Below are 14,966 nucleotides of genomic sequence, written 5' to 3' on the forward strand. Positions count from 1 at the left end.
CACATATATCAATCGCCCATCGTTTCGAGGCTGGCGTAGCTCTCGGGTTCTCCCTCGCCTTCGAACGGCGTCGACACCTCGACGAAATCATCCGGGTAGAACCCGTTGAAGCGGGTTCGGAGCGACAGCGAATAGGCGCCGATATGCCCGATCTCGATCCAGTCACCGGTATCGATCGTTTCAGGCAACCAGAACGGTCGCGACAGGATATCCACGGAATCGCAGGTCGCACCGCAGACACGGAACGGCACGACCTTTTTCGGATCGCCGTTGCGTATCTTGCGCGCCGGGTCAGGGATGAAGCGTGCCGGCAGCGTGATCTTGCCGGTCCAGCTGTCCGAGAGGGACGCCCATATGCCGTCATTGATGTAGAGCCGGCGCCCCTTCCGCAACATCACGCGGACGATGAGGGAGAAGGCCCGCGCGACGATCACCCGACCGGGTTCGGCGGTCAGCGGCATCTCATCGAACTCCCACTCCTTGATGTCGGAGCGAAGCCGCGACATCAGCTCCTCGAGCGAGGGCATGGGCTTTTGCTTGCGGGCCGGATCCTCGCCATAGGTCGCCGGAAATCCACCACCGACGTCGAGACCGGCGAGTTTGACGCCGGCACGGTTGCGGACCCAATCTGCCGAGCGCAATGCGGATTCATAGCTTTCCGCCTCCTCCACCTGGCTGCCGACATGGAAGCAGAGCCCCACCTTGAAGCCGATCCGGTCGAGCCGCTGGACCAGTTCGACCGCATGGCCCGGAGCGGCGCCGAACTTCTTCGACAATTCATAGGTCGCATGCGCCTTGGTCTGCAGCCGCACATAGATGGTGATCGAGCCGGGATCCAGGTCGAGCGCCCGCACGATGCGCAGCACCTTGGCGATCTCGTCCTCGTGATCGAGCGACATGACGCGGATGCCGTAGGTCTCCAGCGCCAGGCGAATATCGGACTGCGCCTTGACCGGATGCATGTAAAGCATCTCGGCGTCGGGCGAGGCTTCGCGCACGGCGGCGAACTCGCCCGGGGAGGCCACGTCGAAGATCTTCACCCCCGCCTCGACGAGATGCGAGAGCACCATCGGCTCGCCATTGGTCTTGACCGCGTAAGCCGTGTCGCCGGGAAACAGCGACATGAACTCTCTCGCGTCGGCCTTGAGGATCCCGGGACGGAAACAGTAAAGCGGATGATCGGGGCGGAGTTCGAGTGCGGCTTCCGTTCCGGTCGAGAATTTACGCATGAAGTCTCCCTGATCTGCAGCCCGCTCGAGGCCTGCCATGTACCACATAGAGCATCGGACCGAGGCGTCGAGGCGCTTTTGAGCAACCTCTGATCAACCTATCAGCGGAATTGATTCCACCTTGCCTTTCAACGGCCATAGGATCGCGCAACAATCGCTCATGCAAGCCACCATTTCCGGTGCTTCGGGCAGGGAGAATTGGAATGCTGAAAATACTTGGGCGGACAACGTCCATCAACGTGCGCAAGGTATTGTGGGCCTGCGACTATCTCGGGCTTCAATACGAGCGCGAGGACTGGGGGCGCGGCGTGCGACCGACGTCAGAACCCGAATTCCTGGCCCTCAACCCCAATGCCCAGATCCCGGTTCTCATCGAAGGCGATTTCGTGCTCTGGGAAAGCCAGGCGATCCTGCGCTATCTCGCCACGACCGAAGGCGACAGCGCCCTGCTCCCACAGGAGATCCGGCCGCGCGCCATCGTCAACCAGTGGCTCGACTGGTACGCCACCGGGATGGGGCCGGCAATGACCTATGGCTTTCATGCCCTCGGGCGGCAAACGGCAGGCTACGACGACCGTGCCCGGGTCGAAGATTCCGTGAAGTCGACGCGAAAATACCTCGACATCCTCGAACAGACCTTCGAGGACCATCGGGCTTTCGTCGCCGGCGACACCTTCACTCTTGCCGATATTCCGGTGGCGCTCGGTCTCAACCGCTGGCGTGGCCTGCAGATCAAGGGAGAAACCGCCCGCCCCCGGCTCGAGCGCTATATGGAACGGATATCCGGCGTGCCGGGCTCGGTCCCCTGGTGCACCTCGAAGTTCGACTGAAACCGGCAAGCCATCCGATTCCGGGTGGCGCTTCCGACGGAGTTCGGTCAATGCTGCCGCCACATTCCTCGCAAGGCATTGACCGTTCATGACACGTCCCATCACATCGCCCTCACCATCAACCGCAACGCCTGCATCGATGGATCTCGCCACCTGGGCGATGCTGATTGCACTCGGCCTGATCTGGGGCGGCTCGTTCTTCTTCGCCCGTATTGCGGTTCAGCACATTCCGCCCCTCACGCTCGTGCTCTGCCGCGTCCTGCTTGCGGCCGCGGCGCTGCATCTCGCCTTCGGCCGCATGACCGGCTTCTACGCGACGCTGAAAGCCCGCGCGCCGGAACTCCTTCTTCTCGGCATCATCAACAATGCCATCCCCTTCACCCTGATATTTGCGGGCCAGACCGTGATCGGTGCCGGTCTCGCCTCGATCCTGAACGCCACCACACCCTTGTGGACCGTGCTGGTGGCGCAGGTTTTCACGGATGACGAGAAGATCACGATCACCAAGCTTTTCGGTTGCGCGCTGGGGCTTGCGGGCGTGGTTCTGCTGATCGGCCCCGCCGCGCTCGATCATACCGATACGCCCGTCTGGCCGCTGCTCGCCATTCTCGGAGCGGCGCTCTCCTACGGTTTCGCCGCCACCTGGGGCAAGCGCTTCCGGGGCGTTCCGCCACGCATGGTCGCCGCGGGGCAATTGACTGCATCGAGCCTTGTCATGTTGCCGCTGGCGCTGATCATAGACCGACCCTGGACGCTGCCGGCCCCGCCCCTCGATACCGTCCTGGCAACGATCGCGCTTGCGCTTCTGTCGACCGCCTTCGCCTATATTCTCTTCTTCCGCATTCTCGCCCGCGCGGGTGCGACCGGCACCTCCCTGGTCACGCTGCTGGTTCCGCCGGCGGCAATCCTGCTTGGCGTCCTGTTTCTGGGCGAGAACCTGTCGATAACCGAACTTGCCGGCCTCGCCCTGATTGCCGTCGGGCTTCTGACACTCGACAATCGGTTGAGACGGCGCGGCCGACACGCCGCGTGACAGCGGCTCTGCGGAGCCGCGATCTTTTCGGGGGGAAGACCGGTGGCAGGACAGATGATGTCACTCGCCGCACTCGTGGCAGCGCGTGAGAGCGGCAGGCAGGAACCAGATCAGATGGTGGAACTGGCGCGGGACGCAGCCCGCCGCCACGACAGTGAGATCAAGGCATTCAGCCATCTGGCCGAGAACCCGGCAATACCGCGCGAAGGCCCCCTTGCCGGCGTGGCGATCGGGGTGAAGGACATTCTCGATACATTCGACATGCCCACCACCTACGGATCGGACATCTACGCCGGGTACCGGCCGAAAACCGATGCGGCGATCGTTGCGCTCGCACGCCGACGGGGCGCAACCATTCTCGGCAAGACCGTGACCACCGAATTCGCCTATTTCGACGCCGGCCCAACCGTCAACCCGCATGACCACGCGCACACGCCGGGAGGCTCCTCGTCCGGATCCGCGGCAGCCATCGCAGCCGGGATGATCCCCGCCGCAATCGGCGCCCAGACCGGCGGCTCGGTCATTCGTCCGGCATCCTTCTGCGGGGTGGCCGGCTACAAGCCGAGCTATCGGCTTCTGCCTTCGACGGGCATGAAGCACTTCGCGCCGTCCCTCGACACGGTGGGGCTGTTTGCGGCGAGCATCGCCGATGTCGCGCTGTTCGCCCATCTGCTCACCGGCCGGCCGCTCAATCCGGAACCGGTGGAGCCGGCGACGACCCGCGTCGGCATTTATTTCTGTGCGGAGCTGGAAAGCGCGGATCCGGAGATGCAGCAAGCGCTGGAGCGCGCGGCCGAGGCCGCCACGGCGGCAGGCTTCCTGCTGATGGCCGTCAGCGAACCGGAGGAGAATGCCCGCGCCCGCCAGGCCCACACGACGCTCCAGAACTATGAGGCCGGCATGAGCTGCGGGCCGGATCTCGCTCTCTACGAAGAGCGGATGGGCAAGAAGCTCGTCGCGACGGTGAAGGAGGGCATCGCTATTCCGCCCTCGGTCTATGACGATGCGCGACGGGCGGCCAAGCGCGGACGCGGTGCGACCCGCAAGCTCTTCGACGAGGTGGACATCCTGCTCACCCCGTCCGCACCGGGTGCTGCGCCCGAAGGCCTGTCGTTCACCGGCGATCCGCGCTTCAACAAGCTGTGGACGCTGATGGGCACGCCGACGGTTAACATCCCGTGTTTCAAGACGAAATCGGGGCTGCCCCTCGGCATTCAGGCGGTCGCCCGCTTCGGGAAGGATCGCGAGCTTCTCTCGGTGGCAATGGCCCTCGAGCAGGCTTTCGCGGAGCGCGGCTGAAGGTTAATGCCCGAGGCGCCCCGTGCGTAAGCCTCCGCCGACTGATTTTAACTCCTAATAAATTATTAAGCTGGCTGTTTCCCGCGGACTTTCATGAGCTTAGGTATTTTTGCTGAGCGAATTTTCCACGTTATCACTGCATTGCAGCATAATTTTCGCTTTCCTCGCGCCCGCCTCACACCTTAATATGTTCTTACCAACGCAAGGAGGACCGCGATGGGGTTTACACAATCTGTCAATGCCCTAGTGATCTGTGCTGCGTTCATCTTCGTCGGAGCCATGCTCTTTATCTGAGGCTCACCCCGTCCCCCCAAAAGTGACGAAGAAGAGAAACGACAAAAAAATGCAGGGAGGCAGGAGCGCGATGCTCCTGCCTTTTTGTTTGCCCTGAATTGCGGTGCGCATTCGGCGCGGGTCAGGCCGCTGCGTGAATACCGTTATTGCCATTGCTGCCGTTGCCGCGCAGCCCGAGAAGATGGCAGATTGCGTAGACGAGCTTGGCCCGGTTCATCGTGTAGAAGTGGAACTCGTCGACGCCACGCTCGACCAGATCATAGACCTGTTCGGCTGCAACCGCCGTTGCCACCATGGCGCGGGTCTCCGGATCGTTCTCCAGCCCCTCGAAACGCCGTGCCAGCAGTTCCGGCACCGAAGCGCCGCACATGTCGGCGAAACGGGCAACCTGCGCGAAATTGTGGATCGGCATGATGCCCGGCACGATCGGGATGAAGATGCCAGCCTTGCGAACGCGTTCCACGTAACGCTCGTAAGCGTCGTTGTCGTAGAAGAACTGGGTCAAGGCGCGCGTTGCCCCGGCATCGACCTTGCGCTTGAGGAGATCGATATCGAGCGCGAAGTCGGGGCTTTCCGGGTGCTTTTCCGGATAGGCCGCGACGGAGATTTCGAAATCGCCGAGTTCCCGCAGCCCTCCGACAAGCGCTGCCGAGTTCTCGTACCCGCCGGGATGCGGACGGTATTTGGCCCCGACACCTTCGCTCGGGTCGCCGCGCAGCGCCACGAAATGCTTGACGCCCGCCCCGGCAAACTCGCGAGCCACCTCGTCCACCTCGTCGCGGCTTGCCTCCACGCATGTCAGATGCGCGGCGGGCGCGAGATCGGTTTCCTTGATGATGCGCGAAACCGTGTTCAGCGTCGGCTGCTTGGTGGAACCACCCGCGCCGTAGGTCACCGACACGAAATCCGGATTGAACGGCGCGAGCCGCGAAATGCTCTCCCAGAGCTGGCCTTCCATGTCGCCGTTCTTCGGCGGAAAGAACTCGAAGGACACCTTGATGCGACCGGCAAGCGTGGGGGAATCGAAACGGGTTGGCATATCAGGCGGTCCCTGTGGAGAGTATCGAAGGCCTGGCTATCAGCAGACGGGGATCGCGTGCCAACCAGAGCGTGACTGTCAGCGCGCCGTCATTTTGCGGATCGGGCGGCAGATCGGTGATTTCCTCGAGCGCAAGGCCGGCCTGCACCAGCCATTCGGCCACGCTCTCGTGGCTGAAGCCGAGGCGCGCATGCGCATGTTCCGAGCGCAGTTCCTCGTGCGCGTGAGGTGCGAAGTCGATCACCATCAGCCGGCCGCCGGGCGCCAGCATGCGCGCGGCTTCGGTGATCGCCGGCGCCGGGTCCTGCAGGAAATGCAGCACCTGATGGATGGTGATGACGTCGAACTCGTCATTGTCGAGCGGCAGGTTGTAGATGTCGCCTTGCCGGACGGAGGCGTGGTTGATGCCCGCTTCGTCGAGCTGGGTCCGCGCGATCGACAGCATGTCGCGGCTGGCATCCACGCCGATGGCCCGGCGATACTTGTCCGACAGCAATTCCAGCATCCGGCCGGTGCCGGTGCCCAGATCAAGAAGCGCGTTGAAGGGATTGCGGCCGAGAAGCCTGAGAATTTCCGCTTCCACCTGATCCTCGGGCACATGCAGCTTGCGCAGCTCGTTCCAGCCTTCCGCATTGGCTGAGAAATAGGCCTGCGCGCGATCGGCCCGCACCTGCTTGATGGCCTTCAGCCGTTCGGCGTCACGATTGAGAACGGTGTCGGAATTCGCAGTAGCCTCGAGCACGTGATTGACGAGCTTTGCGCGCAATCCGTCTTCCATGAGCCGGAAATAGGCCCAGGCGCCTTCCTGATAGCGCTCGACCAGGCGCGCCTCGCCCAGAAGCTTCAGATGGCGCGAGATGCGCGGCTGGGACTGGCCGAGAATTTCCGTCATTTCCGAAACCGTGAGGTCTCCCGCAGCCAGAAGCGCGATCAGGCGAAGCCGCGTCGGTTCGCCGGCCGCCTTGAGCACTTCCACGCTTTCGTCCAGACTGAGAGGTGACTGAGACAGCATGCTTACTCCACAAACGATATAAACATATCTTTATATCATTTGAAAAAAGCTCGCAAGTCTCGCGTCGCGACGGGGCCATTTTTTGCCGCACGACACCTGAGCGCGCAGCTGCGCTGGCGCCGAACTCAGAACATATCCGTGTTAGGGACGGACTTAAGGACGATAGATCCACTGGTCGGGGATCGCGGCAGTGATCTCTTCGCCCCTCTCGATCACGCCGGGCTTTTCGACACGCACCACCAGCCCGCGCCGCTTCCTCGCATTGGCGGGGAAGGCCAGCGCCAGTTCCGTCTGGTCGCGATCCGGATAATGGGAGGCGATGGACGCGCCGGAGAACTTGCACGGCACATTGGCGCCGTCGACCCGGAGGGTGACCCCGCCCTCGAAGAAGAGCTGCGTGCGCGGCGGCAGGAGCGACAGAAGCCGCAAGCCTTCGATCACCATATTGGCGCCGATCCATTCGGGCTCGATGCGCTCGATCCCCATCAGCCCGGCGACATGCGCCATCTCGTCCTCGGCGACAAGCGTCAGCTGCCGCTCGTTGCACATTTCGGTGCCGCGCGGATACCAGGGCTCGCGGCTGCCGGACTTGCGCGAGTGACCGTAATGATAGTCCCCGACGATGCCGGCAATCTCGACCTCGAGCCGATCCACCTCCACCGTCTGCATCTCGTTTCCGGGCGCGGCGAGCAGCTTGACAGCCCGCGCCTTGAGCCGACGACCGGGCACGATCTCCGGATGCTCCATGTCGAGTTCGGGAAAGAGGGAAGACCTCTCGGTTTGAATGCTCATGGCGCGGCTCCGGCAGCGGTAAAACTCACAACCGCAAGGCTATAGGTGGAAGTCCGCTGATGGAATAGCGCGATTTTTTGATGTGTGGATCGGGAGCCGGTTGAGAGGAAAGCGACATGACCTCAGACGCCCCCGCCCCGCCTCGCCTACCAGGATGCCCGTTCCGAGCCGTCCCAGTTCCAGAAGCGCCCGGTGGTTTCGATCGTCAGGCCTTCCGCGAGGTCGATGATGCCTTTGGCACTTTCCTCGACCGAGATATCGGCCGAAGCCCCGCCCATATCGGTGCGAACCCAGCCCGGATGCAGATTGGCGACCGCGATGCCGTCGTCGCGCAGCTCGGTGGCGAGCGCCCGCCCGATCTTGTTCACCGCCGTCTTCGATGTGCGATAGGCGATACTGTTCGCACTCTCGTCCAAATCGCCCATCTGCGACGACACGATCAGCACCTTGCCCTCGCTGCTCTTGCGGATGGCCGGCATGAAGGCCTGGGTCACCATGAGCGGGCCGAGCGCATTGACCTGCAGCGTTTGCAGGAAACCGTCCATGTCGTCGACCGAGAGTGGAGTACCGGAGGGGCCCTTGACCCCGGCATTGTTGATAAGAATGTCGACGGGCCGGCCGAGCTCGCTCGCAGCCCTCGCCAGATCGTCGCGATTTGTCACGTCCAGGACCAGCGGGGTGAAGCCGTCGCGTCCCGCCAGATCGCCGAAATCACTCTCCCGCCGTGCCGTGCCGATGACCTCATGGCCGCGCGACAAGGCTTCTTCCGCAAGCGCGCGACCGACGCCGCGCGACACCCCGGTGATGAGAATGGTCGTCATGATCCGTCCTTTGATTGATTGGTATTCCGGAAAGTCAAAGAACTAGGGGGCGCGACCTTCACGGCAACGCCCCCTGTGCGATCTTCCGAGGAAAGGACGTCTCGCTTAGCGCGTCAGCCGCTTGTAGGTGACCCGCTTCGGATTGACCGATTCCGGGCCGAGGCGGCGGATCTTGTCCTGCTCGTAGTCTTCGAAATTGCCTTCAAACCATTCGACGTGGCTGTCACCCTCGAAGGCGAGGATATGCGTGGCCAGGCGGTCGAGGAACATGCGATCGTGGCTGATGATGACGGCGCAGCCGGCGAAATTCTCGAGCGCTTCCTCGAGCGCGCCGAGCGTCTCGGTATCGAGATCGTTGGTCGGTTCGTCGAGGAGCAGAACGTTGCCGCTTTCCTTAAGCAGGCGCGCCATGTGCACGCGGTTGCGCTGGCCGCCCGACAGGTTGCCGACCTTCTGCTGCTGGTCGCCGCCCTTGAAGTTGAAGGCGCCGCAATAGGCGCGGGAGTTCATCTCGTGCTTGCCGAGCTTGATGACGTCGTTGCCGCCGGAAATGACTTCCCAGACCGTCTTGTCGGCGGGCAGCGCGTCGCGGCTCTGGTCGACATAGGAAAGGTCGACCGTCTCGCCCACGGTGATCTTGCCGGAATCGGGCTCTTCCTGCCCGGTGATCATCCGGAACAGCGTGGTCTTGCCGGCGCCGTTCGGGCCGATGACGCCGACGATGCCGCCCGGAGGCAGTTTGAAGGTCAGGTTGTCGATGAGCAGACGATCGCCATAGGACTTGGAGATGCCCTCGACGTCGATGACCGTGTTGCCGAGCCGTTCGCCAACCGGAATGACGATCTGCGCTTCTCCGGGACGACGGTCCTCGGCCGACTTGACCAGTTCGTCATAGGCGCGGATACGGGCTTTCGACTTGGTCTGGCGGGCTTTGGGCGACGAGGCGATCCACTCCTGCTCGCGCGCCAGCGTCTTCTGGCGGGCGGCTTCCTCGCGGCCTTCCTGCGCCATGCGCTTGGCCTTGGCCTGCAGGTAGGCGGTGTAGTTGCCCTCGTAGGGAATGCCGCGACCACGGTCGAGTTCGAGGATCCAGCCGGTGACGTTGTCCAGGAAGTAGCGATCGTGGGTGATCATCAGCACCGAGCCGGGATATTCCCGCAGGTGCTTTTCGAGCCAGGCGATGGTCTCGGCGTCGAGGTGGTTGGTGGGCTCGTCGAGAAGCAACAGGTCGGGCTGGCGCAGCAGAAGCTGGCAGAGCGCCACGCGGCGCTTCTCACCGCCCGAGAGGTTGTCGACATTGGCGTCGCCCGGCGGGCAGCGCAGCGCTTCCATCGCCATCTCGACCTGGCTCTCCAGATCCCACAGGTTCTGCGCGTCGATGATGTCCTGAAGCTTGGCACCTTCCTCGGCGGTCTCGTCCGAGTAGTTCATCATCAATTCGTTGTAGCGGTCGACGATGGCCTTCTTGTCGGCCACACCTTCCATGACGTTCTCGAAAACGGTCTTCGAACTGTCGAGCTGCGGCTCCTGCGGCAGGTATCCGCAGGTGGCCCCCTCGGCGAGCCAGGCTTCGCCGGTATATTCCTTGTCGAGGCCGGCCATGATCCGGAGAACGGTCGATTTACCGGCACCGTTGGGACCGAGAATACCGATCTTGGCGTCCGGGTAGAACGAAAGGTGGATGTTTTCCAGCACCTTCTTGGCGCCGTAGGCCTTGTTGAGGCCGGACATGTGATAGATGAACTGGCGTGCCATGCTGCGCGCGTGCTCCGTCTTGCGATGGAAGGAAAAATCTGCCCGGTCATGTAGGCGATTTGCAGTCCGGGAGCAATGGCACCCGCCCAAAAGCGCGCGGAGGTTGAATAAAAACTTGTTCAATTCCGAGCACGGGAGATCCGCAACTTAAATGATAAATTCCTTATTTAAATTGTGTTAAAAAGGTTTGTGTTGAAGCCGGCTATGCTTGACGCGGCAAAGCTTTGCCCCTCAATTGCACGCTATGGGTGATGGTAAACCAGATATTAATTTTCTTGCTAGCCCGACGGGCGCACAACTGGCCGTTCGTCGGATGAAGGCCAAGGGTGAGCCGCGCGGGGTGGTTCAGATCAACCACGGACTGGCCGAACATGGCGGCCGCTACGCGCCATTCCAGCAATTCCTGTCGGCACGCGGCTATCACAGCGTTGTCCACGATACCCGAGGCCATGGCGACACTCACGCCGCAGACGCCCTGCCGCGCGAATTTGCCCGTGAGCACGGCGACCGAAAGGTGATCCGGGACATAGACGCGGTCCACGATCTGATCACCACGCTCTATCGCGGCCTGCCCGTCATCTGTTTCGGCCATTCTCTTGGCGGCGTGCTCGCTCTCAATTATGCGGAAACCCGCCCGGAACGCATTTCCGGGCTGGCCATTTGGAACTCCAATCTCGAAGCCGGCGCGATGGGTCGGGTGGCGCAATGGATTCTCGCGGCAGAAACCATGCTCATCGGCTCCGACGTTCCGAGCATCATGCTTCCCAGGCTTACCTTCCAGAGCTGGGGCAGGTCGGTTCGCAATGCCCGCACCCATTTCGACTGGTTGAGCCGCGATGCCGCCGAGGTCGATGCCTATATCGCCGATCCCGAGTGCGGCTGGGACGCCAATGTCAGCATGTGGAAGGACATTTTTACACTGATCTATGCGGGCGGCGAGAATATCGGCCGGCTGCCGAAGGATCTGCCCGTTCACCTGCTTGGCGGCGAAGCCGATCCGGCGACGGAAAACGGAAAGGCCGTCAAGGCGCTCGAAAAAAGGATGACGGGCGTCGGCATGACCAACGTCGCCCTGACATTGCTGCCGGACACACGCCACGAGACGCTGCAGGAACTGAACCGGAACGAAACAATTGCCACCTTCGCCGACTGGGCCGACCGGATTACGGTGTTCATAAAACAACCAGCCTGAAACTCTTAACTTACTGCGCCCCGCAAATAATTGCCCGTGTGTCTTGTTTCGGACATAGTTTCGCGTCATGAAGGGGTATCGAACTTACGGCCCAAGCGACTGCGGTCCGCGCGCATAGCGCATACTGACGTTTCTACCCGATTTCGACACCACCGATCCCGCCATCGCTTTCGGGCGATCGGGAACACAACGCCAGATATGCACTAAAGGAAAATCGCAATGGCTTCAGGTACTGTAAAGTGGTTCAACACCACCAAGGGTTATGGTTTCATTCAGCCGGATGACGGCGGCAACGACGTTTTCGTCCACATCTCCGCTGTTGAGCGCGCTGGTCTTCGTTCGCTGAACGACGGTCAGAAGGTCAACTACGAGATCGTCCAGGACAAGCGTTCGGGCAAGTCCTCGGCTGACAATCTCTCGGCTGCCTAAGCTTCCGATCGAGATAAAGAATTCCGGTTAGCCTCGGCTCACCGGCGAAAAGGCGGGGAACCATCCCCGCCTTTTTTTGATTCAGGTCTTGTGTCCGCCACCCCGGGGTCTGCCGCGGGCACGCCGGACCTTGCCGCTCTCGAGCCGCTGGTGTAGCCAAGTCGGCACATGTCGAAGTTCCGTTCCGACCGGCAACGACCCCATGCTTGAGAGGACTGCCCCTTGGAGATGATCGCCGAAATCTTTTCCGTCGAACACCTGATGACGTTCCTGGTGCTGACGGCACTCGAAACCGTTCTCGGCTTCGACAACCTTCTCTACATCTCCATTGAGGCGCAGCGCGTTCCCGAAGCCGCCCGTTCGATGGTTCGCCGCTGGGGGATCATTCTCGCCATCGGCCTGCGCATCGTGCTTCTCTTCGTCGTCCTGCAGCTCATCGAAGCCTTTCAGGATCCGCTCTTCCACATCAGCCTGCCCCCTGTCGTCGAAGGTGACGTTTCGGGCCATGCGCTGATCGTTCTGGCGGGCGGGATCTTCCTGATCTACACGGCGCTCAAGGAAATCGCCCACATGATGACGCTGGAAGAGCACGAGGATGGCGACAAGCGCGTGGCCACACGTTCGGTCGGCACGGCGCTGTTCTGGATCGTTGCGATGAACCTTGTCTTCTCGTTCGACACGGTTCTTTCGGCCGTCGCCCTGACCCACAATTTCATCGTCATGACCGCCGCGATCATCGTCTCCGGCGCCCTCATGGTTCTCATGGCGGATGCCGTGGCCAACTTCCTCAAGCGCAACCGCATGTACGAGGTGCTGGGCCTGTTCGTGCTCCTGCTCGTCGGCATCATGCTGATGAGCGAGGGCGGGCATCTGGGGCACCTCACCTTCTTCGGCTACGAGATCATCGCCATGTCGAAGGCGACCTTCTACTTCGTCCTCGTCACCATGGTTCTGGTCGAGATCGTCCAGGGCCGTTACCAGCGCAAGCTGATGCGCGAGAAGGAACGGCTGGCGCGCCACAAGAGGGAAATGGCGCAGAATGCCTGAGGCGCCCCTTCACGGGATCAGGGTGATCGAACTCGCCCGCATTCTGGCCGGCCCCTGGGCCGGTCAGATCCTCGCCGATCTCGGCGCCGACGTCATCAAGATAGAGAAACCCGGCGAGGGGGACGACACCCGCCGCTGGGGCCCACCCTTCGTGCAAGGTGCGGACGGCGAGGACCTGTCAGCCGCCTATTATCATGCCGCCAATCGCGGCAAGCGCTCGGTGGCAGTCGATATTGCCCGCGAGGACGGCGCGGCGACGGTCCGCCGGCTGATTGCCGGCGCCGACGTCGTCATCGAGAACTTCAAGGTCGGCGGCTTGGCCAAATACGGCCTCGACTACGAGAGCGTGCGCAAGATCAATCCGCGCATCGTCTACTGCTCGATCACCGGTTTCGGGCAGACCGGCCCCTATGCGCCGCGCGCGGGCTACGACTTCATCATCCAGGCCATGGCCGGCATGATGTCGGTCACCGGCCCGACGGATGGCGAGCCCCAGAAGGCCGGCGTGGCGATCACCGACATCTTCACCGGGCTCTACAGCGTCATTGCCATTCAGGCCGCACTTCGCCACGCGGAAAAGACCGGCGAAGGCCAGTGGATCGACATGGCGCTGATGGATACCCAGGCCGGCGTCATGGCCAACCAGAACCTCAATTATCTGGTTTCGGGCAAGGCGCCCACGCGGATGGGCAACGCCCACCCGAACATCGCGCCCTATGAGGTATTCCCAGTCGCCGACGGTCACGTCATCATAGCCGTCGGCAATGACGGCCAGTTTCAGCGGCTCTGCGGCCTTCTGGGCGCCGGTGACATGGCGACGGATCCGGATTTACAGACAAACCCCGGACGTGTGGCCGCGCGCGAGACATTGCGCGAGGGTCTGGTTGCCCTGCTTTCCGGCTGGAGCAAGGCGGATTTTCTGGGCGCCTGCGAAGCCGCCAATGTGCCTGCGGGGCCGATCAACACGATCGAGGAGATGTTCGCCGACCCGCAGATGGTCGCCCGCGGCATGAAGCAGGAGCTGACCGACGCGGCGGGCACGGCAATCCCCGGCGTGCGCACGCCCATCATCCTGCCCGCCTCGCCGCTGGTCTACGACCGCCCGAGCCCGCGTCTTGGCGAACATACCGACGAAGTGCTTGCCGAACTCGATCGCCCGACAGGAAAATGAGGCTGGACGTGCCCCGCCTCGCAATATGTGATTGAACAAGTATTGAACTTTGAGCCGCGCCGCACGACATCACACGGTGCAAGCAATTTTCACAAGACCGCATCTTTTCCCTGCGGCCGACGACAAAGGAAGTTTCAATGTCCGACAGCGAATACACGCCCCCCAAGGTCTGGGAATGGAAAAAGGGAAACGGCGGCCGGTTCGCCAATACAAATCGCCCGATCGCCGGCCCGACCCATGACAAGGACCTGCCGGTGGGCAAGCACCCCTTCCAGCTTTACTCGCTGGGTACGCCCAATGGCGTGAAGGTCACGATCATGCTCGAGGAGCTCCTCGCCAAGGGCCACAAGGGTGCGGAATACGACGCCTGGCTCATCGATATCGGCGAAGGCGATCAGTTCGGCTCCGGCTTTGTCGACGTCAATCCGAACTCCAAGATCCCCGCGCTGATGGACCACTCCACGCCCACGCCGACGCGGGTTTTCGAATCCGGCTCTATCCTGCTCTATCTGGCGGAAAAATTCGGCGAGTTCCTGCCCGAAGATCCCGCCAGGCGCACCGAGGCTCTCAACTGGCTGTTCTGGCAGATGGGTTCCGCCCCCTATCTCGGAGGCGGTTTCGGCCATTTCTACGCCTATGCCCCGGTTAAGATCGAATACGCGATCGATCGCTTCGCCATGGAAGTCAAGCGCCAGCTGGACGTGCTCGACCGTCGCCTGGCCGAAACCCGCTTTCTGGGCGGCGACGACTACACCATCGCCGACATTGCAACCTGGCCCTGGTACGGTCGCCTCGTGACCGGCGGCGCCTACGGGGATTCGGCCGAGTTCCTGCAGACCCAGGAGTACAAGAACGTACTGCGCTGGCAGAAGGAGATCGCCCAACGCCCCGCCGTCAAGCGTGGCGACGTGGTCAACAAGAAGAGCGACGACGCGATCCGCGAACGCCACGACGCCTCCGACATCGACGCCGTGCTGAAGTCGTAGGCCGCAGCGAAAAACCGAAACGAAAACGCCCGGGATC

14 protein-coding genes are annotated in these 14,966 nt (G+C 62.3%); 8 read left to right on the forward strand and 6 right to left on the reverse strand.

The genetic code is table 11. The features are described from left to right. Nucleotides 1-8: 8 nt before the first annotated feature. The gene (locus E2A64_RS16565; RefSeq protein ID WP_133285631.1) at nt 9-1,229 is read right to left on the reverse strand and encodes an alanine racemase; all 1,221 of its coding nucleotides are present in this window, start codon (nt 1,227-1,229) and stop codon (nt 9-11) included. A 203-nt stretch (nt 1,230-1,432) separates the two neighbouring features. Here E2A64_RS16565 and E2A64_RS16570 point away from each other — a divergent pair, with 203 nt between their 5' ends. The 3 genes from E2A64_RS16570 to E2A64_RS16580 all read left to right on the forward strand — a co-directional run bounded on the left by E2A64_RS16570 (nt 1,433) and on the right by E2A64_RS16580 (nt 4,391). After that, nucleotides 1,433-2,059: a glutathione S-transferase family protein gene (locus tag E2A64_RS16570; RefSeq protein ID WP_206662467.1), complete on the forward strand. Its 627-nt coding sequence runs from the start codon at nt 1,433-1,435 to the stop codon at nt 2,057-2,059. Nucleotides 2,060-2,147: 88 nt separating this feature from the next. Further along, the gene (locus tag E2A64_RS16575) at nt 2,148-3,092 is read left to right on the forward strand and encodes a DMT family transporter (protein ID WP_244598341.1); all 945 of its coding nucleotides are present in this window, start codon (nt 2,148-2,150) and stop codon (nt 3,090-3,092) included. Between the two features lie 57 nt (nt 3,093-3,149). Further along, entirely contained in the window at nt 3,150-4,391 is a 1,242-nt protein-coding gene (locus E2A64_RS16580; protein WP_158285789.1) for an amidase, read from the forward strand. A gap of 415 nt (nt 4,392-4,806) precedes the next feature. Here E2A64_RS16580 and metF read toward each other — a convergent pair whose 3' ends face one another. The 5 genes from metF to ettA all read right to left on the reverse strand — a co-directional run bounded on the left by metF (nt 4,807) and on the right by ettA (nt 10,104). Beyond that, complete coding sequence (gene metF, locus E2A64_RS16585) at nt 4,807-5,724, reverse strand: methylenetetrahydrofolate reductase [NAD(P)H] (RefSeq protein WP_133285633.1); 918 nt, start codon at nt 5,722-5,724, stop codon at nt 4,807-4,809. Between the two features lies 1 nt (nt 5,725). Continuing rightward, nucleotides 5,726-6,736: an ArsR/SmtB family transcription factor gene (locus E2A64_RS16590; RefSeq protein ID WP_133285634.1), complete on the reverse strand. Its 1,011-nt coding sequence runs from the start codon at nt 6,734-6,736 to the stop codon at nt 5,726-5,728. A 153-nt stretch (nt 6,737-6,889) separates the two neighbouring features. After that, a complete protein-coding gene (locus tag E2A64_RS16595) occupies nt 6,890-7,528 on the reverse strand; it encodes an MOSC domain-containing protein (RefSeq protein WP_133285635.1) in 639 nt (212 codons plus the stop codon). A 146-nt stretch (nt 7,529-7,674) separates the two neighbouring features. Then, entirely contained in the window at nt 7,675-8,349 is a 675-nt protein-coding gene (locus E2A64_RS16600) for an SDR family oxidoreductase (RefSeq protein ID WP_133285636.1), read from the reverse strand. Nucleotides 8,350-8,454: 105 nt separating this feature from the next. Next, entirely contained in the window at nt 8,455-10,104 is a 1,650-nt protein-coding gene (gene ettA, locus E2A64_RS16605) for an energy-dependent translational throttle protein EttA (protein ID WP_133285637.1), read from the reverse strand. 313 nt (nt 10,105-10,417) lie between these two features. On the opposite strand from ettA, the gene E2A64_RS16610 reads away from it, so the two are divergent. The 5 genes from E2A64_RS16610 (at nt 10,418) to yghU (ending at nt 14,929) form a co-directional block, all read left to right on the forward strand. Next, nucleotides 10,418-11,296, forward strand: coding sequence for an alpha/beta fold hydrolase (locus tag E2A64_RS16610; protein ID WP_244598342.1), 879 nt, complete (start codon nt 10,418-10,420; stop codon nt 11,294-11,296). Between the two features lie 219 nt (nt 11,297-11,515). Continuing rightward, nucleotides 11,516-11,725, forward strand: a complete 210-nt coding sequence (locus E2A64_RS16615; protein WP_133285639.1) for a cold-shock protein — start codon at nt 11,516-11,518, stop codon at nt 11,723-11,725. Between the two features lie 228 nt (nt 11,726-11,953). Continuing rightward, nucleotides 11,954-12,772, forward strand: coding sequence for a TerC family protein (locus E2A64_RS16620; RefSeq protein WP_133285640.1), 819 nt, complete (start codon nt 11,954-11,956; stop codon nt 12,770-12,772). Then, nucleotides 12,765-13,943, forward strand: coding sequence for a CaiB/BaiF CoA transferase family protein (locus E2A64_RS16625; RefSeq protein WP_133285641.1), 1,179 nt, complete (start codon nt 12,765-12,767; stop codon nt 13,941-13,943). Before E2A64_RS16620 ends, E2A64_RS16625 begins: the two co-directional genes overlap by 8 nt. 137 nt (nt 13,944-14,080) lie before the next feature. Next, complete coding sequence (gene yghU, locus E2A64_RS16630) at nt 14,081-14,929, forward strand: glutathione-dependent disulfide-bond oxidoreductase (RefSeq protein ID WP_133285642.1); 849 nt, start codon at nt 14,081-14,083, stop codon at nt 14,927-14,929. Nucleotides 14,930-14,966: the final 37 nt, after the last annotated feature.

The organism is Pseudohoeflea suaedae (assembly GCF_004354915.1).
Classification (GTDB): domain Bacteria; phylum Pseudomonadota; class Alphaproteobacteria; order Rhizobiales; family Rhizobiaceae; genus Pseudohoeflea; species Pseudohoeflea suaedae.